Origin of the sequence: Dyadobacter frigoris (genome assembly GCF_005280585.1) — a bacterium.
GTDB lineage: Bacteria > Bacteroidota > Bacteroidia > Cytophagales > Spirosomataceae > Dyadobacter > Dyadobacter frigoris.
Genome location: NZ_SZVO01000011.1, coordinates 110,944 through 132,178, shown reverse-complemented (window position 1 = coordinate 132,178; position 21,235 = coordinate 110,944). Strand labels below are relative to the sequence as shown.

The window sequence follows — 21,235 nt, the reverse complement described above, 5'->3', positions numbered from 1 at the left end:
TTGTTGGTTCAGTTCTAAACCGTGTATGTTTGATTATCGAACAGATAATGTAAGCCCCATAACATGAAACGATTTTTTGAGACGATAAAACATATATTTTCGATTGAGGAGTTGAGAACAAGAATTCTCAACACTCTTTTGTTTATAACAATATTCCGTTTAGGGTCTTATGTAGCTTTGCCTGGTGTAGAACCGGATCAGATGAATTTTTCATCACAGGGTTTATTAGGTCTTCTGGATACTTTCTTAGGTGGAGCTTTTAGTAAAGCATCCATCTTTGCGTTGGGTATCATGCCTTACATTTCTGCTTCCATTGCAATTCAGCTGTTGACTATGGCATTGCCATATTTCCAGAAGATGCAAAAAGAAGGAGAATCAGGGCGTAAGAAGTTAAATCAAATTACAAGGGTACTAACGATTGTTGTTACACTGGTACAAGGGACTGCGTATTTAAATACAACTGTTCCTGATGAAGCATTATTGGTTTCACGCAGCTTGTTTTCTATATCTTCTGTTTTTGTCCTTGCAGCCGGAACAATGTTCTGTATGTGGTTGGGTGAGCGTATTACGGATAAAGGTGTAGGAAACGGTATCTCAATGTTGATTATGATTGGTATTGTTTCCCGTTTTCCGGGTGCAATTCTTAAAGAGTTCTCTTCAAGAGGAACGGGTGGAATCTTGCTTTTCGTGTTAGAAATTGTAGCCTTGTATTTTGTGATCATGGGCGCTGTGATGTTAACGCAGGCAGTACGCCGTATACCAATACAATATGCAAAACAGGTAGTTGGTAACCGCGTTATGGGTGGCCAACGTCAATACCTTCCATTGAAACTGAACGCAGCTGGTGTAATGCCAATTATTTTCGCTCAGGCGTTAATGTTCATTCCTTCACTTGGAGCGTCTTATTTTGCAGAGAAAAGTGACTTCGCGAGTAACGTGGCCACTATTTTTGCAAACTATACAACCTGGCAATACAATTTGTTGTTTGCTTTCCTTATTATCGTTTTTACTTTCTTTTATACTGCAATCTCGGTTAACCCGCAGCAAATTGCAGATGATATGAAAAGAGGAGGCGGTTTTATTCCAGGTGTTAAGCCAGGTCAGCAAACTTCTGAATATATCAGTTCGGTATTGGACCGTATTACTTTCCCTGGTTCACTCATGTTAGCTATCGTAGCTACCTTGCCTGCTTTTGCAAGTTTGGCTGGTGTATCAACTGACTTTGCTCATTTCTTCGGAGGAACATCTTTACTTATCATGGTAGGTGTTGTTTTGGATACTTTGCAGCAAGTGGAAAGCTATCTTCTAATGAGGAGATATGAAGGACTTATGAAATCCGGACGTGTAAAAGGTAGGACTGAAAGTGTCGCTATCTGATTTGGAATGATTTATTTGAAAACAGAAGAGGAAATAAACCTCATTAAAGAAAGTGCTCAGGTTTTGGGTAAGGCACATGCCGAAGTGGCACAATGGATAAAACCAGGAATCACCACTAAAAAGCTTGACACAATCGCTGAGGATTATATCAGAAGCTTCGGAGGTATCCCCTCCTTTAAAGGTTTCAACAATTTCCCTGCTTCACTTTGTATGTCTGTAAATGAAGTAGTAGTTCACGGAATTCCCGGGAATTATGAACTAAAAGACGGAGACATTGTTTCAATTGATTGCGGTGTTAAGTTAAATGGATTCCACAGTGACAGTGCTTACACATATCCTGTGGGGGAAGTATCAAAAGAGGTAATGGATCTTTTAACTGCCACCAAAAAATCTCTTTATAAGGGAATTGAACAAGCAGTTGACGGATTAAGAATAGGCGATATCGGTTTTGCTGTGCAACATTATTGCGAAGAAAGAGGTTACACTGTTGTTCGTGAACTTGTAGGTCATGGTGTAGGAAGAGAACTACATGAAAGCCCGGAAGTTCCTAACTACGGAAAAAGAGGAAAAGGATTACGTTTGAAAGAAGGAATGGTTTTGGCGATCGAACCGATGATTAACTTAGGTACTAAGTCAGTTATGCAGGAGAAAGACGGCTGGACAATCAGGACAACGGATCGTAAATACTCTGCTCATTTTGAACATACTATTGTAGTGCGTAAAGGAAAAGCTGAAATTCTTACCACTTTTGATTATATAGAACAAGTCACGGCGAATACCAGCCTAATGGTTGAAGTAAAGTAATAAAAGCTACGAATGGCAAAACAAGCATCAATTGAGCAAGACGGAGTAATTTTAGAGGCACTCTCGAATGCAATGTTTCGTGTAGTATTGGAAAATAAACACGAAGTAATAGCACACATTTCAGGTAAAATGAGGATGCATTATATTAAAATTTTACCTGGCGACCGTGTAAAGCTTGAAATGTCTCCATACGACTTATCGAAAGCCAGAATTGTATACCGATACAAGTAAGCTAAGAGTTTGAATAGATTAGTTTAGGAAATAACTATTGTAAGTAAGATGAAAGTTAAAGCATCAGTAAAAAAGCGCAGTGTAGACTGTAAAGTCATACGCCGGAAGGGTAAGGTCTACGTAATAAACAAGAAGAACCCACGGTATAAACAAAGACAAGGTTAATAAATTATGGCACGTATTTCAGGAGTTGATATCCCCGACCGTAAAAGAGGCGAGATTGCCTTAACTTACATTTTTGGAATTGGTCGCAGTACTGCGAAGAAAATTCTGGACAAAGCAGGTGTGGATCTGGATAAAAAAGTACTTGACTGGACAGATGAAGAGTCAGGGGCTATTCGTTCTGTTATTTCAGGCGAATATAAAGTTGAGGGAGCACTAAAGTCGGAGGTTCAATTGAGTATCAAACGCTTAATGGATATTGCTTGTTACCGTGGCCTTCGTCATCGTAAGGGATTGCCATTGCGCGGACAGAGAACCAAGAATAACTCTCGTACTCGTAAGGGTAAACGCAAGACAATCGCGAACAAGAAAAAGGCTACTAAATAAACAATGAGTGTGGCATCACAGCCACATCTTATTCCATAAGCAATGGCACAAAATAAAAGAAAAGACAAGGCAAAAAAGAGAGTTGTTGTAGTAGAGTCTGTGGGTCAGGTACACATCAGAGCTTCTTTCAACAACATCATCATCTCTATCACTAACAATAATGGACAGGTGATCTCATGGGCTTCGGCTGGTAAAATGGGATTCCGTGGTTCTAAGAAAAACACGCCTTATGCAGCTCAGACTGCAGCACAAAACTGTGCTCAGGTAGCGTTTGACCTTGGAATGCGTAAAGCTGAAATTTTTGTTAAAGGACCTGGTTCAGGTCGTGAGTCGGCGATTCGTACGATTCAAAATGCAGGAATTGAAGTAACCACAATCCGTGATATTACTCCACTTCCTCACAACGGATGTCGTCCTCCGAAAAGAAGAAGAGTTTAGTTTATTTTTTATCCAATGATTTCTTCATTCGTAATTTGGACACTGGGGTTACAGAATGGTTATCATTAACATTACAAACAATTAGTATCAAATGGCTCGTTACACAGGTCCCAAATCAAAGATTGCAAGACGCTACGGAGAACCAATTTTAGGCCCTAGCAAAGCACTTGCAAAGAAAAATTACCCACCCGGAGTACACGGAAAGGGTCGTCGTTCCAAAAAATCGGAATACGCTTTACAATTAATGGAAAAGCAAAAAGTTAAGTTTATCTACGGTATTCTTGAAAGACAGTTTCGTAATCTCTTCGAAAAAGCGTCTGTAAAAGAAGGTCTTACTGGTGAAAACTTACTCCGTTTCTGCGAAGCTCGTCTTGATAACACAGTTTATCGTTTAGGAATTGCTCCTACAAGACGTGCAGCTCGTCAGTTGGTCTCTCACAAACATATTCTTGTTGATGGAGAACTGGTTAATATACCTTCGTATTCTTTGCGCCCTGGACAAACTGTTACAGTTCGTGAAAAATCTAAATCTCTTGAAGCTGTTTCGGAAAGCTTAGCTGGCCACAGTTCTAAAGGTTTTAACTGGTTAGAATGGAATGGACAGGAGCTTTCAGGTAAATTTATAACTTTCCCTGACCGCGAACAGATTCCTGAAAATATCAACGAGCAACTTATCGTTGAGTTGTACTCGAAATAATAAGTAATCTTCAAAATTTTATGAGCACGCTTCATTCTTGGAGCGTGCTTGTAGCCGAAAAACGGCAATATTTGCGATCGCAAAGGTAACGGTAGCGTGATCAACTATCATTTACTACTATAAAAGGAGCAAGGACTATGTCAATATTAGCTTTCCAAATGCCTGATAAGGTCGTCATGGAAAAAGCAGACGACTTTCACGGGTTGTTTGAGTTTAAGCCTTTAGAGAAAGGGTATGGCGTAACAATCGGTAATGCGTTACGCAGGATTCTTCTTTCATCTTTGGAAGGCTATGCCATCACGAGCGTGAAGTTCCCTGGTGTGCTTCATGAATTTTCGTCCATTGAAGGTATTGTTGAGGATGTAACAGAAATCATCCTGAACCTTAAAATGGTTCGATTTAAAAAAGTATCGGATTTAAACGAGAGCAGAATTGTTGTTAACCTTAAAAATGTATCGGTTATTACAGCCGGTGACATCAGCAAGTTTACCAGCGCTTTCGAAGTTTTAAATCCTGATCAAGTAATTTGTCACATTGACGACAACAAGGAGTTCGAAATGGAGCTTTTGTTGGATAAAGGAAGAGGATACGTTCCTGCGGATGAGCCAAGAGCAAATGAATTGCCTTTCGGATACATCGCAATGGATTCTATCTATACACCGATTAAAAATGTAAAATACAGCGTTGAAAACACGCGTGTTGAACAACGTACAGATTACGAACGTCTTTTAATTGATATTCAAACTGATGGGTCAATCCACCCTGAAGATGCTCTTAAAGGAGCTGCGAATATTTTGATTCAACACTTTATGCTATTCTCTGATCAGACTATGACGTTTGAGAAACAGAAAGCTGAGGAAGATAATCAGGTTGATGAAGAAATGTTGCGTATGAGGAAATTGCTTAAAACTTCATTGTCGGAGTTGGATCTTTCAGTTCGTGCTTACAACTGTTTGAAATCTGCTGACGTTAAGTCTTTAGGTGATTTAGTAAGACTTGAAATTTCGGACATGATGAAGTTCCGTAACTTCGGTAAAAAATCTCTGACTGAGTTGGAGCAACTTGTTGCTGACAAACAACTGGTATTTGGAATGGATGTTGCCAAATATCGTTTGGACGAAGAATAAAATAAATTCCATAATAAGTCTGTATTCTGTAGCGCGTAGCAATGCGCAGCTCGAAGCAACTAAACAAAAACAAAATGAGACACGGAAGAAAAGTAAATCACCTGGGAAGGACGCATTCACACAGAAAAGCAATGCTTGCGAATATGGCTTCCTCGTTGATTCTTCACAAAAGAATTGAAACAACGCTTGCAAAAGCGAAAGAACTTAAAAAGTTTGTTGAGCCTTTGTTGACTCGTGCAAAAGAAGATACGACTCACAACCGTCGTGTGATCTTTGGCTATTTGAACGACAAAGAATCAGTTAAAGAACTTTTTGGTACTATTTCTGATAAAATTGCAGACCGTCCGGGCGGATACACTCGTATCATCAAATTGGGTAACCGTTTAGGTGATGCGGCTGAAATGTCTTTGATGGAACTTGTTGATTTCAACGATGCATTACTACTTGCTAACGCAGACAAACCTGTGAAAACTCGTCGTAGCCGTCGTGGTGGTAAGAAAGAAGGCGGATCAGAAACATCAGCAGTAGAAGCAGCACCAGTTGTTGCACCGAAAGCTGATTTCCCGATCGTAGCTGAAGACGAAACACCAGAAGCTCCAAAAGCAGAGTCTGATGAATCTCAAGAAGATGCTAAAAGTGAATAATATAATGCAAAGCATCTGATTAAATATTATTAAAAGGGTTAGACGTTTTCGTTTAACCCTTTTTTTTGACTAAAAATATATACTTTTGCAGCGCCAAATTTAATAGTAAGATGGTGCTTATCTCTTACGGTTCAGAAATTGAACTGCTTTAATCGTGAGAATGTTATAATTAGCAAATCGATTTAACCATATATGAATCAAAAGAAAGAGGCTTTATTACTGCTGGAAGACGGAACAGCATATAGAGGGTTAGCTTTAGGGATAGACGGCACAACCGGTGGCGAGATCTGCTTTAACACGGGAATGACGGGGTATCAGGAAATTTATACTGACCCTTCCTATTTTGGACAAATCATAGTGAACACTAATTCCCATATCGGAAATTACGGTGTTCAGCTTGAAGATGAGGAAGAATCAAGTTCAGTGAAAATTAAAGGGATGGTTTGTAATACCTTCTCGACAATTTATTCACGTGATACAGCTGATTATTCTCTTCAAGAATATTTTGAAAGAGCAAAAATCGTTGGCGTTAGCAATGTGGACACAAGGCATATTGTTCGCCATGTTCGTGAAAAAGGAGTAATGAACGCGATTATTTCATCCCAGATACTGGATGAAAAGGAATTGATGGACGAATTGCACAAAGTACCTTCAATGGACGGTCTTGAATTATCCTCATATGTTACCACGGATGTGCCATATTATATGGGTACAGAAGCAGAAAGCAAGTGGAGAATTGCTGTAATGGATTATGGTATTAAGAAAAGTATCCTGAATAATCTTACGCAGCGCGGATGTTATTGCAAGGTTTTCCCGGCACAGGCGTCGTTTGAAGAAGTAATGAGCTGGAACCCGGATGGATTTTTTATCTCAAACGGACCGGGTGATCCATCCGCGATGCCATACGCAATAAAGACGGTCGATGAAATGGTTAAAACAGGTAAACCGTTATTCGGTATTTGCCTGGGACACCAACTGTTGGCGCTTTCAAGCGGTATTAACACCTATAAAATGCACCACGGGCACCGTGGGTTGAACCATCCGGTTAAAAACCTGATTACCGGGATGTGTGAGGTAACTTCTCAAAATCATGGTTTTGCGGTAAATCCTGACGAAATCCAGAGTCATCCGGATGTTGAAATTACACACATTAACCTGAATGATAAAACGATCGAAGGAATTCGTCGTAAGGATTATCCTGCTTTTTCGGTACAATATCACCCGGAAGCATCACCAGGGCCTCATGATTCCAGATACTTATTTGATGAATTTACTAAGCTGCTTTCAGCGGTTTAGTAAATCAATATAAAAAAGCATAAAAAAAATCCACCCGAATTTCGAGTGGATTTTTTTTATGCTTAAGAAATTAATATTAAAGATTTTCTTCAATTAATTTCTTGAAGTCCGCTTCTTCCATTAACCCATTCTTACGAAGAATTAATTTTCCATTTTTGTAAAAAAGGAAAGCGGGTATTTCGTCAATACCAAGCTCCTTAGCCAACGCTTTATTCTGGTCGTAATGAATTGCTTCAATTGTTGCTTTGGACTTATATTCTTCTGCTAGTTTGTGAACCGTAGGAAGCATTTTGATACAAGGTGCGCACCAGGGAGCGTAAAAATCCACCATCACTAATTTTCCTGAGCGGGTTAATTTCTTAAAATCAGGAGCACTCATTCCTTTATTAGAAGCAGCAGCATCCTTTGGAGCATCGATTAATTTTCCTGACGATGTCCATTTTAAATAACCTCCCTGCATATCATAAACATCCGTAAATCCTTTCTCATGCAAGATTTTCGCGGCCTGTCCACTTCTTCCACCTGAAAGGCAGTACACGAACACAGGTTTATTTTTATCGAGTTTTTCAACCTGATCTTTAAATGCAGCATTTCGATAATCGATGTTTTCTGCCTTTTCTAAATGCCCCTGGCTATATTCCTCCGGTGTTCTTACATCCAGCAATTGCGCCTGTTTGGTTGCATTCAGCTTATTTTGAAAATCATTTGTCGTTAACTGAGTCTGAGCCAGTACTGCCGAGGTCGTTAGCAATATGCCCAGAAATGATATGAGAATACTTTTCATGTTGTAAAATTTAATTCTATGATAATGTAAATTTACCTGAAAATAGATTAGTGGCTCACGTATGACATTTTTTTTGTGTTATTTTGTACCGTTAATATATCCAATTTCAAATCAAACCCAAAGCTGCAAATGAGTACGATTCAGTCAGTACATGCAAGACAAATTCTGGATTCAAGAGGAAACCCTACAGTAGAAGTAGATATTCGTACCGAAAATGGTTATTTAGGACGCGCTGCGGTGCCTTCTGGAGCGTCAACCGGTAAACACGAAGCAGTAGAACTTCGCGATGACGACAAGAGCGTTTACGTTGGAAAAGGAGTTTTGAAAGCTGTTGAAAATGTTAATGATATCATTTTCCCTGAATTGATCGGCGCTTCTGTTTTCGAACAAAACCTGATTGATAAAATAATGCTTGAACTGGATGGCACGCCAAACAAAAGCAAGCTGGGTGCTAACGCAATCCTTGGTGTTTCCTTGGCAGTTGCCAAAGCTGCTGCTCAGGAGGCTGGTCTTCCTTTGTACCGTTATATCGGTGGTGTTAATGCTAACACACTTCCGGTTCCTATGATGAACATTTTGAATGGCGGTAGCCATGCAGATAACTCAATCGATTTCCAGGAATTTATGATCCTTCCTGCGAAAGCTGATACTTTCTCTGAGTCTCTTCGTATGGGTGTTGAAGTGTTCCACACTTTGAAAACTGTATTGAAAAGCAAAGGATATTCTACTAACGTTGGTGACGAAGGTGGTTTTGCTCCAAACATCAAATCAAATGAAGAAGCGATTGAAATCGTGATTCAGGCGATCGAAAAAGCAGGTTACAAACCAGGTGAAGATATCTTCATCGCGATGGATGCTGCCGTTTCTGAATTCTACGAAGATGGTTTCTACCACTTCAAAAAATCAGATGGTCGTAAATTGACTTCTCCTGAAATGGCTGACTACTGGACTCAGTGGGTTGCTAAATATCCAATTATCTCGATTGAAGATGGAATGGACGAAGATGACTGGGCAGGTTGGAAAACACTTACTGAGTCAATCGGTTCTAAATGTCAATTGGTAGGAGATGATTTGTTTGTGACAAACGTAACTCGTTTGCAACAAGGAATCGAATCTCAGATCGCTAACGCTGTTTTGGTTAAAGTAAACCAGATCGGTACTTTGACTGAAACGATTGATACTGTAAATCTTGCAAAAAGAAACAGCTACAAAACAATCATGTCTCACCGTTCTGGTGAAACTGAGGATTCTACAATTGCTGACCTTGCAGTGGCATTGAACACAGGACAGATCAAAACGGGTTCTGCTTCACGTTCTGACCGTATGGCGAAATACAACCAGCTTCTTCGTATTGAAGAAGAATTGGGAGAAAGCGCTTACTTCCCAGGATTGAAATTCTAATTTAATATGGCAAAACCGGAGCTTAGGCTCCGGTTTTCTCTTTCCCGGCATGATGGATTTCAAAAGTCTTTTACCGCACATGCGTAAATTCTATACTGCAACCTTTGTGGTATGGCTTGTCTGGATTTTGTTTTTAGACAACAATAATCTCAAAGTAGTTTTGTCGAACCGTGTCAAAATGAAAGAGCTGGAAAAAGAGAAAGTTATTCTGGAAGATAAGATCAAACAGGTAAAAAAAGAACGTAACGAAGTATTTGGAACGCCGAAAATGCTTGAAAAGTGGGCGAGAGAAAAGTATCTTATGCGCAAACCCCATGAAGATGTTTACGTAATCGTAGACGAAAATAACCAACCTATTGAAAGTAAAAAAGAAGAATAAGTTCTAGTCATTCTTCAAAAATTAACCAATATTACTCCTGCACCTTGATTAACGTACTTTTTATTTGTTTAGGGAATATTTGCCGGTCTCCCATTGCAGAAGGCGTTTTTAAAGCACTTGTTAAAAAAAAGGGATTAGATCATATCATTCACTGTGATTCCGCCGGCACTGGGGCTTACCATATAGGCAGCTTACCCGATAAGCGCATGAGAAAAGTTGCATTATCTCATGACATTACACTGACACACCAGGCAAGACAACTATCTTTCGAGGATTTCATAAATTTCAATTATATCGTAGCAATGGATGAATCTAATTTCGAAAATATTCGAAAGGAAAGCTTCCGTGCACATGGATTTTATTTACCCGAAGATCAGTTATATTTATACAGAATGTTTGATCCTGAAAGAGGAGAGGCCCTTATCGTTCCGGATCCTTATTACGAAGAGCTTTCAGCTTTTGACAATGTATACGAAATTGTGGAACGAAGCGGGAATTCTTTTTTAGATTTTTTGATTGAAAAACACGGATTGACAAAGGAGAAAAAATATCAGGAAAATTAAGTCTGGTAATCTGATGTCGGATAATTATTATAGAAGCAGGAATTTTAAACAAGTACGAAATTGGGAAAAAAAGTAATTCTTATCATCATGGACGGCTGGGGAATTGCCAAAGCCGGAGAGGAAAACCGTTCTGCTGTTTTGGCGGCGAATACACCTTTTTATGACAGTATTTTGCAGAAATATCCTCATAGCAAACTGGAAGCAAGCGGACTTGCCGTTGGTTTGCCGGATGGACAAATGGGTAATTCCGAAGTTGGGCATACCAACCTTGGTGCAGGCCGTGTTGTTTATCAGGATCTTGTAAAGATAAATCTTGCCGTTTCGTCTGGAACATTAGCCAACGAGCCGGTATTAGCCGATGCGTTGACTTTCGCAAAAGAAAATAATAAGAAAGTACATTTCATCGGATTGGTTTCGGATGGTGGTGTACATTCGCATATCGACCATGTAAAAGGTCTTTGTAAAATCGCTGCTGATAAAGGTTTGTCCAATGTTTTTGTACACGCTTTCACAGATGGCCGTGATACGGATCCAAAAAGTGGTTTAGGATTTCTTACCGAATTGCAGGAAACAATGGCTGCCACGACCGGCCAGATCGCCAGCGTTACCGGACGTTATTATGCAATGGACCGCGATAAACGTTGGGAGCGTGTGAAACTTGCTTATGACGCCATGGTTCTGGGCGAAGGTAAACATGTTAGGGCGGATGGAATTTTGGCGGCTATCGAAGAGTCTTACGAAGCAGGCGTGTCTGATGAATTTATTCTTCCAATTATTGCGGTGAAAGAAGACGGTTCTCCAATAGCTGTTATTGAAGAAAATGATGTGGTTGTTTGTTTCAATTTCCGTACGGACCGTGGCCGTGAAATTACAGAAGCGCTTACACAGCAGGATTTCCACGAGCAGAACATGCATAAGCTGAACCTCCGTTATATTACGATGACAAATTATGACGATACATTCAAAGGTGTTTCTGTCATTTTTGATAAAGACAATCTGAACAATACGTTGGGGGAAGTTTTGGAAGCTGCGGGTAAAAAACAAATCCGTATTGCTGAAACAGAAAAATATCCACACGTCACTTTCTTCTTTTCAGGTGGCCGTGAAAAACCGTTTGAAAGTGAAAGCCGTTTGTTGAGCCCTTCTCCAAAAGTTGCGACTTACGATTTACAGCCGGAAATGTCTGCGTTTGGATTACGTGATCTTATAGTTCCTGAATTGATAAAAGAAGAGGTAGATTTCGTTTGTCTGAATTTTGCCAATGCAGATATGGTTGGTCACACCGGTGTTTTTGAAGCGGCAGTTAAAGCTTGCGAAACGGTTGATCAATGTGTTCAGGCGGTTGTAACGACTGGTTTAGAACATGGCTATACATCGATCATTATTGCCGATCACGGTAATTCGGATTATATGGCCAATGATGATGGATCACCAAATACGGCACATTCGCTTAATCTGGTTCCTTGTATTTTGGTTGATAACGATTATCAAAAACCAATCAAAGATGGTAAACTTGCCGATATGGCGCCGACTATCCTTGATTTGATGGGTATTGCAAAACCGGAAGAAATGACTGGTAACAGTATTCTTTAAACTATACCTGAATAAAAGGTGTTATTTTTGTCAGAGAGTCTGGATCAGGCTCTCTGATTTTTTTTGTGCCATAACTGTTAGATTTTCGATTTTGCTTCTTCACAGAAAATATGAATAATAAAGTAACAATCTCTTCTTTTCGATTTCTCATTTTTACTCCGATAATATGTTTGTTTGCGGGCATTTGTCTGTTAGTGACAAGCTGTGATTCGGCGCAGGAAAGGCAGAGTAAAGTGATGACTTATTACGATTTAAAGGAATTTATTGAATCTCAGGTTCCTATCCTTAACAATGAGAAGCCGGAAGTGATCAAAACAATGAGCGTATCTGGAAAAAATGAGACGCGTACTTCGGGTGACGTAGATTGGAAAAAGGAACTGGAATTATTTATACAGGCCGATATTAATAAACCTGCTTACAGCAAAAGTTATTCTATCAGTAAACCTGATTCACTGACGGTACTATATACATTGAAACCCGGCGAAAGTTTACCCGTTCGGTATTTAAAAATTGAAATGGATAAAACTTCCGGAACGCCATTGATGATCAAAGCCTTATTGCGGTCTGAAAATAAATTATATCAGTCCGAAAAAAATATTGAAATGCATGGATCAGTTCAGGATAGTCAGTGGCATTTGAATTCTTACACAATTAAAGGATATCAGAAATTAGCTACCATGGACAAAAAATCATTTGATGTAATTGTGCGGGTGCAGCGTTAAGCTTCATTTGAAGCATTTTGTCCTATTTTGCCCTATTTTGTGTGTGGTATACTCAGGAATTTTTTGGCTGAGTTTAATAGATTTTTGTATCAGGACAATTTTTATTATTTGCTTTATGTATAAAAAAATGCGTAATCACTGCGTAATGAAGGTTTTTTGTTTTGACTGAAAATTTATTACTACCGGGACAATAAAATTTTGATGGTCTGAAAGGTTGGGGAATGATATTGGTTAAAGATGTTTCAGAGTTTAACTGAAATCTAAATAAATCAAACATTACATAATCTAAATTAGCATCAATGCAGCAGCCAGAACAAAAAAACAAGCAAACAATAGCGTGGGCAATGGTAGTTGTCCTAGGTCTAGCAACAGCCATGTTTGGCTATCTTTTCACAACTCAGAAAAGTGAATTGACTCAGCAAGAATCAGTGGTAGTAGAAAAGGCCAGAGAATTGGCGCTTACCAAAACAAAACTTGATTCTATTTCAACAGTTCTGGATACGAAAATTGCCGAAATAGAAAAACTAGGCGGAGATGTTTCAGAACTTACAAAAATGAAAACTCAGCTGGAAGCGGATAAAGCGGCGTTCAGAAGAAGCAATAAAATTGAAACAGGAAAATATCTTGTTAAAATTAAAGAGTACGAAAAATTCCTGGTTGAAAAAGATGAAGTTATTGCACAGCTTAGGCTTGAAAATGAGCATCTTGTAGCTTCGAATGATTCTTTGAGTACACACGTAGGAAGCTTGACAAACGAGAGAGAAAGGCTTGTACAGCGCCAAACGGAATTGACGGACTCAGTTGTAACTTTTACAGCTGCTAATAAAGAGCTATCTGCAAAAGTTAGTCAGGCAGCTGCTCTTAAAGCTCAGAATCTTAAAGTTCTGACCGTAAATTCAAGAGGAAAAACAAAAGATAAAGAGGAGTACAAAGCAAAACGTGTTGATAAACTTAAATTGGTTTTCAACCTTCCGGAAAATGCTCTTACAGCACAGGAATCGAAAGATATTTATCTAAGAGTTCTTGATCCGCAAGGAGCTGTTGTTGCCAATGATGCAACAGGTTCAGGAGAGTTTGAAGTTGATGGAGCGCCTTCAAAATTCACATCACGTGAATCAGTGGCTTACCAGAATAACAATCAAAAAGTAGAAATGCTTTATGATAATTCGCAGCTTCGTCCTGGAAAATACAGTGTTGAACTTTATTCAGAAGGTTATAAAATCGGTGGAACAAACTTCACGATCAAGTAATAACTCTGACAGTGTTTTGCGAATAAAAAACAGAGCCGGGCAAATGTCCGGCTCTGTTTTTGTTATATAAGAAAGCTGATATTACTAAACCGCATTCTGATTTCTTATGATCTGGATAAAGCGTTGAAGTTCTTCTGCCCTTTGCGGACTAACTTCCGGATAACTCATATCCATTTTCTTTAATTCTTCAATAATAATACTGCCGACAATTAACCGCGTATTCTTCTTATCATCCGCAGGAACAACAAACCAGGGGGATTTTTTAGTTGCCGTCTCATTAATCGCGTCCTGATATGCTTGCATATATTCATTCCAATTGTCGCGAACTTTTACATCCTGCTCTTCAAATTTCCAGTTTTTGTTAGGATCTTCAATACGTTCGATCAGGCGGTCGGCCTGTTCTTTTTTTGAAACATTCAGAAAAAATTTGATCACGCGAATTCCATTACGGTATAGATATTTTTCAAGGTTTTTAATATCCGAATAACGTTGGTCCCATAGTTTATCCATATCCTGGGTAAGTTCTGTCGGCAGCCTTTGCGAATTTTTCAATATATCCGGATCCACTTTTACAACCAGCACTTCTTCGTAATAACTGCGGTTGAAAATAGTAATGGTGCCGCGCTGAGGCAACACATTATTGGTTCGCCAAAGAAAATCGTGGCCGAGTTCAGTATCGGACGGCCTTTTGAACGAATGTATTTTGACGCCCACGGGATTTACGCCGGACATAACGTGCTTTATCGTTCCATCCTTACCGGCGGCATCCATAGCCTGAAAAATAATAAGCAGCCCATATCGGTTATGTGCGTACATTTTGCTTTGCAGTTCATCCATTTCCTGGACAAAATCTGCCAGCATGGAAGCATATTCTTCTTTGTTGTCATAAATATCCTTAAAGCTTGAAGCCGCTTTGCTGATATCAAATTTTTCAGTACCGTCTACACGAAATTCGCTTGACTTGAAATGAGACATATTAATGGAGTTTAGTTGATTGGATGAACATGCAGTTGTATTATTTTTCAGTAATATTTATTTGAAACATGCTGAAACACGATCAGACTTCGCTGCTGTAATTTTTCAGAAATTGTTCAAGTTTGGCAAAAGCCCGCGCTCTGTGGCTTAATTCTCCTTTCTCATCCATGCTCATTTCTGCAAAAGTTCTGTCGTGGCCTTCCGGAACGAAGATAGGATTGTAGCCAAATCCATAGGTTCCACGCTTTTCCATAATAATCTTACCTTTTATTTCTCCGTCAAACTGATAATATTTGCCATCAAGAACCAAAGTAATCACAGCTACAAACCGTGCATTGAAATTATCCTTGCCGACCATTTTCTCTAACACAAGATCCATATTGTCATCAGCACTTCTTTGCGGACCGGCATAATAAGCGGAATGCACGCCGGGCTCACCATTCAGCGCATCAATTTCAAGTCCGGAATCATCAGCAAAACAGTTGACACCATAATGGGTCCAGACAAATTCAGCCTTTTCATGTGAGTTTTCAGGAATGGTATCATGTGTCTCAGGGATTTCTTCTTCGCAGCCAATTTCTTTTAATGTAGTCAGGGTAAAAGAGTCGCCGAGCAACGCCTGTACTTCCTCTAATTTATGCGTGTTATTGGTAGCAAAACAAAGTTTCATCAGTAAAATCGAATAAGAATGATTTGAAAATGCAGTTTAACAAAAAACGGCCACTTCAGAAGAAGCAGCCGTCTATTATTTTATAACCTGACCAGAATTATTTCGTAGGAGCAGGCATTGGAGGTGTTGCTGGTTTAGCGCCTTTTGTGAAGTCGATCAACTCAACATCAAACAACAAAACAGAGTTTCCCGGAATTGCACCTGGCGATCCGTCAACACCGTAAGCCAATCCCGAAGGAATGATCAAAGTACGTTTTCCTCCTTTTTTCATCAGCATAATTCCTTCTTCCCAACCTGGAATAACCATACCAACACCAACCTGGAAGTCAATAGGTTTTCCCGCGTTTTTAGAACTGTCAAATACTTTTCCATCCAAAAGTTTACCAGTATAGTGAACTTTCACATTGTCACCCTGCGTAGGAGCGATGCCGGTTCCAACTACATCGTCAACATAGTAAAGGCCGGAAGCCGTATGCTGTGCTTTTGCGGTCAGGTTATTTTTAGTAAGATATTCCTGGATAACTTTTTCGTCAATCGCTTTTTGTTTTACACCCGCTTCCGATTGTGATTTTTGGAATTCTTCAGATGTAAGAACGCTCAAAACTTTAACAGTAAATGTAATTTCTGATCCTTTTTTGATCATTGGAGGTAATGGCTGCATCATTTTTGCGAAAAGAGTATCCGCATTGATGAAGAATTTCGCGCTGTCACCAGCCGCAAGCATAGCCAAACCTTCTTCAAAACTTCCTTTGAAAGGAGGAGCCTGAAGAACCAGTTTTACCGGAGTTTTATCTTTGTAAGTATCACGAAGCGTCGAGTCAGCACCGTTTTTAAGAACCAGGTGAAATGACATAATATCTCCAAGTTTTGCTTTCCGGGCAGCCTCGTCGTGCTCGAAAATCTGATACTTCAGGCCACTTTCAGTAACTTTTGTCTTATACTTGTCGCAGGCTGTGGCGAGAATAGTTATGCCTAGCACATAACCGATTGTTTTAAGATTCATTGGATTGTATTAATTAGAAAATATTTATGTGAATGTTATAATATTTGGTTCTTGTTACTAATCAACTTTCAGCAATTCCTCTTTGTATTTTGGAAGAATTGATAAAAAGAGATCAACTGTATCATTAATGGAAAGCTCTGTTCTGCCTCCTGATGCATTTTTATGTCCGCCTCCATTAAAATAAGTACTCGATACGTCACGAACGGAAAAGTCGCCTACAGATCGGAAAGAAATTTTTATTTCTCCTTTTCTTTCAATAAATAATGCCGACATAACCACGTTTTCAACCTGCAAACCGTAATTAACAATACCTTCTGTTTCGCCCGGACTTGAATTAAATCGGGCAAGTTCCGCATCGGTAAGTACCATATAAGCAGTACGGTATTCGGGCAGTACAATTAATTTTTGAGATAAAACATAGCCCAGAAATTGTAAACGGGACAACGGTGAATTATCATAAATTAATCGGTGTACCCGGCTTGTGTCAAATCCTGTCAGCATCAGATCCGCAATCGCCAGATGCACTGCCGGCGTTACATTTCCGTGTTTGAAAGAACCGGTATCTGTCATAATTCCGGCGTAAAGATTTTCTGCCATTGGAATGTCAAAAATCGATGTTGTCGGAACGTCTCCCTCAATTTCTTTTATTAACGCATAAACAAGCTGAGCTGTTGCGGCCGCTTTGGTATCCCAGATCATCCATTTTGCAAAATGTTCGGGTTCCAAGTGATGATCAATCAGCAATTTAGGTGCTTTTGCATCCTGAACTAGTTTCCCAAGATCTTTCAATCTTGACAATGCTGAGAAATCAAGACAGCAAATTAATGTTGCCTCTTCAATTTTTCTTCTACACTTTCCTTGCTCACCAGACTTTTCATACACCAGGACTTTACTCATTCCGGGAAGCCAGCGTAGGTTTGCAGCATAATCGGTTGGACTGATTACGGTTACAGTATGTCCTTTTTTGGATAAATAACTTGCCCATCCAAGCGAAGAGCCCAGCGCATCAGCGTCGGGATCTCTATGCATCGTGATGATGATTTTTTGAGGAGTAGATAGAAAAGCTACTAGCTCTTCAACGGTTTGATTCACAGTTACTTAATTCAAAAACAAAATTTGGACCCGGCAATTTGATGACAAAATTAACAAAACTGTTGGGATTTGTTTAATGTTGGCTGCGAAAGGCTTATTCAGGAGTGAATGTTTTTGCCTGAAAATGAGGTTCCGGGCAGATTTGATGGCTATATAAAATGAAAATTGTAGTTTTGCAGCAAAATAAATTTTAGCAAACTGTATGTCAACCAATAAGACCTTCACGATGATTAAGCCTGATGCCGTATTAGACGGAAATTCAGGTGCTATTCTTAAAATGATTGAGGCTGCCGGATTCCGTGTTATAGCTTTGAAGAAAACACAATTGACTCCTGAACGTGCGGGTGAATTTTACGCAGTACATAAAGATCGTCCTTTTTATAATGATTTATGTACTTACATGTCATCAGGGCCGATCGTGCCGATTATTCTTGAAAAGGAAAATGCAGTAGCTGATTTCCGTACACTCATTGGTGCTACGAATCCTGCTAATGCTGAGGATGGGACGATCCGCAAATTGTTTGCAAAATCAATTGAAGCAAACGCAATCCACGGTTCTGATTCCGATGAAAATGCTGAAATAGAAGGAAGTTTCTTCTTTGCTCATACAGAGCAATTTTAAGGAACGGATTTATTCCAAAATAAAACAGGCCTGATGTTTACAAACATCAGGCCTGTTTTATTTGTAGGAATAATATTATTTAACGACTACAAGCGGTTTATTAATCACCTGAATTGTGCCATTATCTGCGTTAACATTTTTGGTTATTACGTTAGCAAGGCCGTTCAGAATAAGCGTAGTAGGATCAGTTGTTCTATTTGTAATGATAATACTATCTCCTTTTACCAAAGTAGAGTATTTCTGCGTTTTCAATGTTTCATAAGTCTGGTTTTGGCCGATTATATGTTTGAAAACAAACGCTCTTGCCGAATCCTTGGTCATCGAATTTATTTTGGCGCTGGTAATATTTGAATTTTTAAATGCAGCATCGTTAGGAGCAAAAAGAGTAAGATTTTCGGTTCTCAACGCGTCACTCAAATCGTTCGCAAGAATTATTTCACGCAAAGTTGAAAATTCACTGTTTTGAAGAATTACATCCGTAATTGTTTTAGGCTTTACAATGTCGCTATCTTTTTCAGTACAGGATGTCACAATACCGCTAAAGAATGTAACAATCAAAAAAAATGCCGCGTAACGACCTATAAAGTTAATTTTTTTCATAGCTTCGGATCAGTTTAATTTTTGTAAAACTAATGTAAATAGTAGTTTGGTAAATTTTAAAACTAATTTTTTTTAATCCTAATCCCAAAAACAAGATGTTAAAGTTTAAATTTCTGGCTGCATTATGTGCAGTGATTTTGTTTACCAGTTCTGCTTTTTTAGCAACTAAGGACGATGTAAATGCACCGAAAAAGAAAACCGTAAAACTGTTTAATGGTAAAGATTTAACAGGCTGGAAAATCAACGGTACCGAAAAATGGTATGCTGAAAAAGGCGAGTTAATCTGCGAAAGCGGCCCGGACAAAGAGTATGGCTATCTAACAACGGACAAGTTTTACAAAAATTTTGACCTGACGCTTAAATTCAAACAGGAAGCAAACGGAAACAGCGGTGTATTTTTCAGATCAACTGTTGAAGGCACCAAAGTTGCGGGCTGGCAGGTAGAAGTTGCGCCGCCAAACCACGATACCGGCGGAGTTTACGAATCTTACGGCCGCGAATGGTTACAGAAAATTCCTGACGAAAAAGAAGGATTCCTTAAAATGGGAGAATGGAATACTTTGCGGATCCGTGTAAATGGCCCAAAAGTACAAACCTGGCTGAACGGCCATGATATGGTTGATTTTGAAGATGCGAAAATTGGTGCGGGCGACGGGTCCATCGCACTGCAAATTCACGCAGGCGGCGGAATTAAAGTGCGTTGGAAAGATATCGTGCTTGAAGAATTGTAACAATATCAAAACACTGATTTTATTTTCATTTCCATAGTTTTGAAGTTCATGCTGCATTAATCCGCAGTTCGTCGGAAATAGATAAAAAAACGGCCTCGTGGCTAATAGCTTTGTGTCATCAAAAACACAGTCTGTTAGCCATGAGGTTTTTCATTTTATATTCTTTAACTAAATATAAAGTGAAAAACCACCCGTTGAAATGAAGATTTTATCATATAATTACTAATGGAAGAAACGAAAAAGAAACCGCTCCGTATGAATGGCACCTCCCTTGAAGGAAGGGATTTTAGTAACATGAATCTTGAAGGAGCGGATTTCAGCTTTTCAAGTCTGGAAGGAATAAATTTTGACGGCTCCAACCTTCGCGGGGCGAAAATACGTTTTGCTTCTCTTGAAAATGCAACTTTTCGAAATGCAGATCTTACCAACGCCGATTTAAGTTTCAGCAGTCTGACGGATGCTGATATGACGGGAGCCAAAATTGAAGGTGCGAATTTCAGTTTTTCTTCCCAGGGAAAATCTTTTAAGTGGCAGGATTTCAAATTAATCGGGTTAATCCAAAGTCAAAGCTGGATCGGGACACTTGTCGCGATTATCATCGGCGCCTTGATGCTATATGGAACGAGCGCGATCATTTACTTTACACTTGAAATTTTATATACTTCAAATCCGGTTCAGGTTCAGCTGAATCAATATCTGATTGTTCAAAATATTGTTTGCGGGGTCGTCGTCGTGCTGGTAGCCCAAAATATGGCGATATGGCTTGATGCGATGATTGAGAAAGTATTTCTACGTCACCTTGTTCTCAGCGGAGTGGTAACGCTGGCTTTCTTCGGAATTAATGTTGGTATGTTCTATGGCTTTGGGCAAAAAATATTCAGGGCCATTGTGGCGCAGTCACCGCAGCAGGCAGGGCAAAATGGAGTCTGGTTCTGGTACGCAATTGGTCCTCTCATTATAGCCAATGTATTTTATTATTTAAACCGTCAGGGGCGACAATTATCACGAAAAATCTCGGAACAGGAATATCAGCTTCTGAATCTTGAAAAACTAAAAACCAGGGCTGAACTGGATGCATTGCAGGCACGGATCAATCCGCATTTTTTATACAACGCTTTAAACAGCATAGCAAGTCTGGTGCATGAGGATCCGGATAAAGCGGAGGAAATGACGTTATTATTGTCAAAGCTTTTCCGCTATACAACGGGTCGAAAAAATAATGATTATTTTGACACGATTGAAAATGAACTGGAAATGGTGCAGACCTATCTTCAGGTTGAAAAAGTAAGATTTGGCGATCGTTTGCAATTTGACGTGGAAGTAGCAAACCAGGAATTGAACAGTCTCCTGGTTCCTAAATTTATTCTTCAGCCTATTGTTGAAAACGCTATCAAACACGGAATCTCAAAACTGGCTGATCAGGGGAAAATTATCGTGAAAATTTATGAAGAAAAAGGATGGCTTCATCTTTGTGTACATGACAACGGACCGCTGTTTTCGGATACGATGGGAGCAGGTTACGGAATCCGGAGTATACAGGACAAACTGAAATTATTGTATGGTGAAGACGCGACCATTGAACTTCATAACGACCCAATTAAATCGGTGAACATTTCAATTCGCAAAGCCGCGATCGACGCAAGTGAAGAGAAGGCACATTAATTTTCTCAGATTCCCTGACTGATAT

The 21,235-nt window shown here is 39.4% G+C and carries 25 protein-coding genes; 19 read left to right on the top strand and 6 right to left on the bottom strand.

Annotation, left to right across the window (positions count from 1 at the left end; genetic code table 11):
* Nucleotides 1–63 precede the first annotated feature (63 nt).
* The 10 genes from secY (at nt 64) to carA (ending at nt 7,163) form a co-directional block, all read left to right on the top strand.
* Nucleotides 64–1,377, top strand: coding sequence for a preprotein translocase subunit SecY (gene secY / locus FDK13_RS22555; protein WP_137342282.1), 1,314 nt, complete (start codon nt 64–66; stop codon nt 1,375–1,377).
* Nucleotides 1,378–1,383: 6 nt separating this feature from the next.
* Entirely contained in the window at nt 1,384–2,181 is a 798-nt protein-coding gene (map, locus tag FDK13_RS22550; protein WP_137342281.1) for a type I methionyl aminopeptidase, read from the top strand.
* A 12-nt stretch (nt 2,182–2,193) separates the two neighbouring features.
* On the top strand, nt 2,194–2,412 hold the full coding sequence (infA, locus tag FDK13_RS22545) for a translation initiation factor IF-1 (protein WP_090341195.1): 219 nt from the start codon (nt 2,194–2,196) through the stop codon (nt 2,410–2,412).
* Between the two features lie 48 nt (nt 2,413–2,460).
* Complete coding sequence (gene rpmJ, locus FDK13_RS22540; protein WP_090341197.1) at nt 2,461–2,577, top strand: 50S ribosomal protein L36; 117 nt, start codon at nt 2,461–2,463, stop codon at nt 2,575–2,577.
* A 6-nt stretch (nt 2,578–2,583) separates the two neighbouring features.
* Complete coding sequence (rpsM, locus tag FDK13_RS22535; RefSeq protein ID WP_137342280.1) at nt 2,584–2,961, top strand: 30S ribosomal protein S13; 378 nt, start codon at nt 2,584–2,586, stop codon at nt 2,959–2,961.
* Between the two features lie 42 nt (nt 2,962–3,003).
* Complete coding sequence (gene rpsK, locus FDK13_RS22530; RefSeq protein ID WP_137342279.1) at nt 3,004–3,399, top strand: 30S ribosomal protein S11; 396 nt, start codon at nt 3,004–3,006, stop codon at nt 3,397–3,399.
* A gap of 91 nt (nt 3,400–3,490) precedes the next feature.
* Entirely contained in the window at nt 3,491–4,096 is a 606-nt protein-coding gene (gene rpsD, locus FDK13_RS22525) for a 30S ribosomal protein S4 (RefSeq protein ID WP_137342278.1), read from the top strand.
* Between the two features lie 137 nt (nt 4,097–4,233).
* Entirely contained in the window at nt 4,234–5,223 is a 990-nt protein-coding gene (locus FDK13_RS22520; RefSeq protein ID WP_090341206.1) for a DNA-directed RNA polymerase subunit alpha, read from the top strand.
* 74 nt (nt 5,224–5,297) lie between these two features.
* The gene (rplQ, locus tag FDK13_RS22515) at nt 5,298–5,867 is read left to right on the top strand and encodes a 50S ribosomal protein L17 (protein ID WP_137342277.1); all 570 of its coding nucleotides are present in this window, start codon (nt 5,298–5,300) and stop codon (nt 5,865–5,867) included.
* A 192-nt stretch (nt 5,868–6,059) separates the two neighbouring features.
* Nucleotides 6,060–7,163 (top strand): glutamine-hydrolyzing carbamoyl-phosphate synthase small subunit, encoded by a 1,104-nt coding sequence (carA, locus tag FDK13_RS22510; protein ID WP_137342276.1) that lies wholly within the window; start codon nt 6,060–6,062, stop codon nt 7,161–7,163.
* Between the two features lie 76 nt (nt 7,164–7,239).
* Here carA and FDK13_RS22505 read toward each other — a convergent pair whose 3' ends face one another.
* On the bottom strand, nt 7,240–7,947 hold the full coding sequence (locus FDK13_RS22505) for a rhodanese-like domain-containing protein (protein WP_137342275.1): 708 nt from the start codon (nt 7,945–7,947) through the stop codon (nt 7,240–7,242).
* A 129-nt stretch (nt 7,948–8,076) separates the two neighbouring features.
* Between FDK13_RS22505 and eno the strand changes: the two genes are divergently transcribed.
* From eno to FDK13_RS22475, 6 genes are all read left to right on the top strand, one after another.
* The gene (eno, locus tag FDK13_RS22500; RefSeq protein ID WP_137342274.1) at nt 8,077–9,348 is read left to right on the top strand and encodes a phosphopyruvate hydratase; all 1,272 of its coding nucleotides are present in this window, start codon (nt 8,077–8,079) and stop codon (nt 9,346–9,348) included.
* Between the two features lie 79 nt (nt 9,349–9,427).
* A complete protein-coding gene (locus FDK13_RS22495; RefSeq protein ID WP_229216169.1) occupies nt 9,428–9,727 on the top strand; it encodes an FtsB family cell division protein in 300 nt (99 codons plus the stop codon).
* 44 nt (nt 9,728–9,771) lie between these two features.
* Complete coding sequence (locus FDK13_RS22490; protein ID WP_137342273.1) at nt 9,772–10,290, top strand: low molecular weight protein-tyrosine-phosphatase; 519 nt, start codon at nt 9,772–9,774, stop codon at nt 10,288–10,290.
* Between the two features lie 60 nt (nt 10,291–10,350).
* Nucleotides 10,351–11,883: a 2,3-bisphosphoglycerate-independent phosphoglycerate mutase gene (gene gpmI / locus FDK13_RS22485; RefSeq protein ID WP_137342272.1), complete on the top strand. Its 1,533-nt coding sequence runs from the start codon at nt 10,351–10,353 to the stop codon at nt 11,881–11,883.
* Between the two features lie 236 nt (nt 11,884–12,119).
* Complete coding sequence (locus FDK13_RS22480) at nt 12,120–12,605, top strand: hypothetical protein (RefSeq protein WP_170982883.1); 486 nt, start codon at nt 12,120–12,122, stop codon at nt 12,603–12,605.
* Between the two features lie 299 nt (nt 12,606–12,904).
* Complete coding sequence (locus tag FDK13_RS22475; RefSeq protein ID WP_137342270.1) at nt 12,905–13,855, top strand: DUF8428 domain-containing protein; 951 nt, start codon at nt 12,905–12,907, stop codon at nt 13,853–13,855.
* Nucleotides 13,856–13,939: 84 nt separating this feature from the next.
* On the opposite strand, the gene FDK13_RS22470 is transcribed toward FDK13_RS22475, so the two are convergent.
* The 4 genes from FDK13_RS22470 to FDK13_RS22455 all read right to left on the bottom strand — a co-directional run bounded on the left by FDK13_RS22470 (nt 13,940) and on the right by FDK13_RS22455 (nt 17,595).
* The gene (locus FDK13_RS22470) at nt 13,940–14,830 is read right to left on the bottom strand and encodes a polyphosphate kinase 2 family protein (RefSeq protein WP_137342269.1); all 891 of its coding nucleotides are present in this window, start codon (nt 14,828–14,830) and stop codon (nt 13,940–13,942) included.
* 82 nt (nt 14,831–14,912) lie between these two features.
* On the bottom strand, nt 14,913–15,500 hold the full coding sequence (rdgB, locus tag FDK13_RS22465) for an RdgB/HAM1 family non-canonical purine NTP pyrophosphatase (protein ID WP_137342268.1): 588 nt from the start codon (nt 15,498–15,500) through the stop codon (nt 14,913–14,915).
* 97 nt (nt 15,501–15,597) lie between these two features.
* The gene (locus tag FDK13_RS22460) at nt 15,598–16,503 is read right to left on the bottom strand and encodes an FKBP-type peptidyl-prolyl cis-trans isomerase (RefSeq protein WP_137342267.1); all 906 of its coding nucleotides are present in this window, start codon (nt 16,501–16,503) and stop codon (nt 15,598–15,600) included.
* A 57-nt stretch (nt 16,504–16,560) separates the two neighbouring features.
* Nucleotides 16,561–17,595 (bottom strand): DHH family phosphoesterase, encoded by a 1,035-nt coding sequence (locus tag FDK13_RS22455; RefSeq protein WP_137342266.1) that lies wholly within the window; start codon nt 17,593–17,595, stop codon nt 16,561–16,563.
* 202 nt (nt 17,596–17,797) lie between these two features.
* On the opposite strand from FDK13_RS22455, the gene FDK13_RS22450 reads away from it, so the two are divergent.
* Nucleotides 17,798–18,217, top strand: a complete 420-nt coding sequence (locus tag FDK13_RS22450) for a nucleoside-diphosphate kinase (protein WP_137342265.1) — start codon at nt 17,798–17,800, stop codon at nt 18,215–18,217.
* A gap of 75 nt (nt 18,218–18,292) precedes the next feature.
* Here FDK13_RS22450 and FDK13_RS22445 read toward each other — a convergent pair whose 3' ends face one another.
* Nucleotides 18,293–18,817: a fasciclin domain-containing protein gene (locus tag FDK13_RS22445; protein WP_137342264.1), complete on the bottom strand. Its 525-nt coding sequence runs from the start codon at nt 18,815–18,817 to the stop codon at nt 18,293–18,295.
* Nucleotides 18,818–18,912: 95 nt separating this feature from the next.
* On the opposite strand from FDK13_RS22445, the gene FDK13_RS22440 reads away from it, so the two are divergent.
* Together FDK13_RS22440 and FDK13_RS22435 are read left to right on the top strand one after the other, a co-directional pair.
* On the top strand, nt 18,913–19,548 hold the full coding sequence (locus tag FDK13_RS22440) for a 3-keto-disaccharide hydrolase (RefSeq protein WP_137342263.1): 636 nt from the start codon (nt 18,913–18,915) through the stop codon (nt 19,546–19,548).
* 225 nt (nt 19,549–19,773) lie between these two features.
* Nucleotides 19,774–21,210 (top strand): histidine kinase, encoded by a 1,437-nt coding sequence (locus tag FDK13_RS22435; protein ID WP_137342262.1) that lies wholly within the window; start codon nt 19,774–19,776, stop codon nt 21,208–21,210.
* Nucleotides 21,211–21,235: the final 25 nt, after the last annotated feature.

Bases quoted from the DNA above. Each gene is read 5' to 3' on its own strand.
- rplQ (WP_137342277.1), top strand. From the start codon at position 5,298: ATGAGACACGGAAGAAAAGTAAATCACCTGGGAAGGACGCATTCACAC.
- carA (WP_137342276.1), top strand. From the start codon at position 6,060: ATGAATCAAAAGAAAGAGGCTTTATTACTGCTGGAAGACGGAACAGCA.
- rpsM (WP_137342280.1), top strand. From the start codon at position 2,584: ATGGCACGTATTTCAGGAGTTGATATCCCCGACCGTAAAAGAGGCGAG.
- eno (WP_137342274.1), top strand. From the start codon at position 8,077: ATGAGTACGATTCAGTCAGTACATGCAAGACAAATTCTGGATTCAAGA.
- FDK13_RS22435 (WP_137342262.1), top strand. From the start codon at position 19,774: ATGGAAGAAACGAAAAAGAAACCGCTCCGTATGAATGGCACCTCCCTT.
- map (WP_137342281.1), top strand. From the start codon at position 1,384: ATGATTTATTTGAAAACAGAAGAGGAAATAAACCTCATTAAAGAAAGT.
- FDK13_RS22520 (WP_090341206.1), top strand. From the start codon at position 4,234: ATGTCAATATTAGCTTTCCAAATGCCTGATAAGGTCGTCATGGAAAAA.
- infA (WP_090341195.1), top strand. From the start codon at position 2,194: ATGGCAAAACAAGCATCAATTGAGCAAGACGGAGTAATTTTAGAGGCA.
- FDK13_RS22470 (WP_137342269.1), bottom strand. From the start codon at position 14,830: ATGTCTCATTTCAAGTCAAGCGAATTTCGTGTAGACGGTACTGAAAAA.
- rdgB (WP_137342268.1), bottom strand. From the start codon at position 15,500: ATGAAACTTTGTTTTGCTACCAATAACACGCATAAATTAGAGGAAGTA.
- FDK13_RS22445 (WP_137342264.1), bottom strand. From the start codon at position 18,817: ATGAAAAAAATTAACTTTATAGGTCGTTACGCGGCATTTTTTTTGATT.
- FDK13_RS22480 (WP_170982883.1), top strand. From the start codon at position 12,120: ATGACTTATTACGATTTAAAGGAATTTATTGAATCTCAGGTTCCTATC.
- FDK13_RS22450 (WP_137342265.1), top strand. From the start codon at position 17,798: ATGTCAACCAATAAGACCTTCACGATGATTAAGCCTGATGCCGTATTA.
- rpsK (WP_137342279.1), top strand. From the start codon at position 3,004: ATGGCACAAAATAAAAGAAAAGACAAGGCAAAAAAGAGAGTTGTTGTA.
- FDK13_RS22495 (WP_229216169.1), top strand. From the start codon at position 9,428: ATGCGTAAATTCTATACTGCAACCTTTGTGGTATGGCTTGTCTGGATT.
- secY (WP_137342282.1), top strand. From the start codon at position 64: ATGAAACGATTTTTTGAGACGATAAAACATATATTTTCGATTGAGGAG.
- FDK13_RS22505 (WP_137342275.1), bottom strand. From the start codon at position 7,947: ATGAAAAGTATTCTCATATCATTTCTGGGCATATTGCTAACGACCTCG.
- rpsD (WP_137342278.1), top strand. From the start codon at position 3,491: ATGGCTCGTTACACAGGTCCCAAATCAAAGATTGCAAGACGCTACGGA.
- FDK13_RS22440 (WP_137342263.1), top strand. From the start codon at position 18,913: ATGTTAAAGTTTAAATTTCTGGCTGCATTATGTGCAGTGATTTTGTTT.
- rpmJ (WP_090341197.1), top strand. From the start codon at position 2,461: ATGAAAGTTAAAGCATCAGTAAAAAAGCGCAGTGTAGACTGTAAAGTC.
- FDK13_RS22475 (WP_137342270.1), top strand. From the start codon at position 12,905: ATGCAGCAGCCAGAACAAAAAAACAAGCAAACAATAGCGTGGGCAATG.
- FDK13_RS22460 (WP_137342267.1), bottom strand. From the start codon at position 16,503: ATGAATCTTAAAACAATCGGTTATGTGCTAGGCATAACTATTCTCGCC.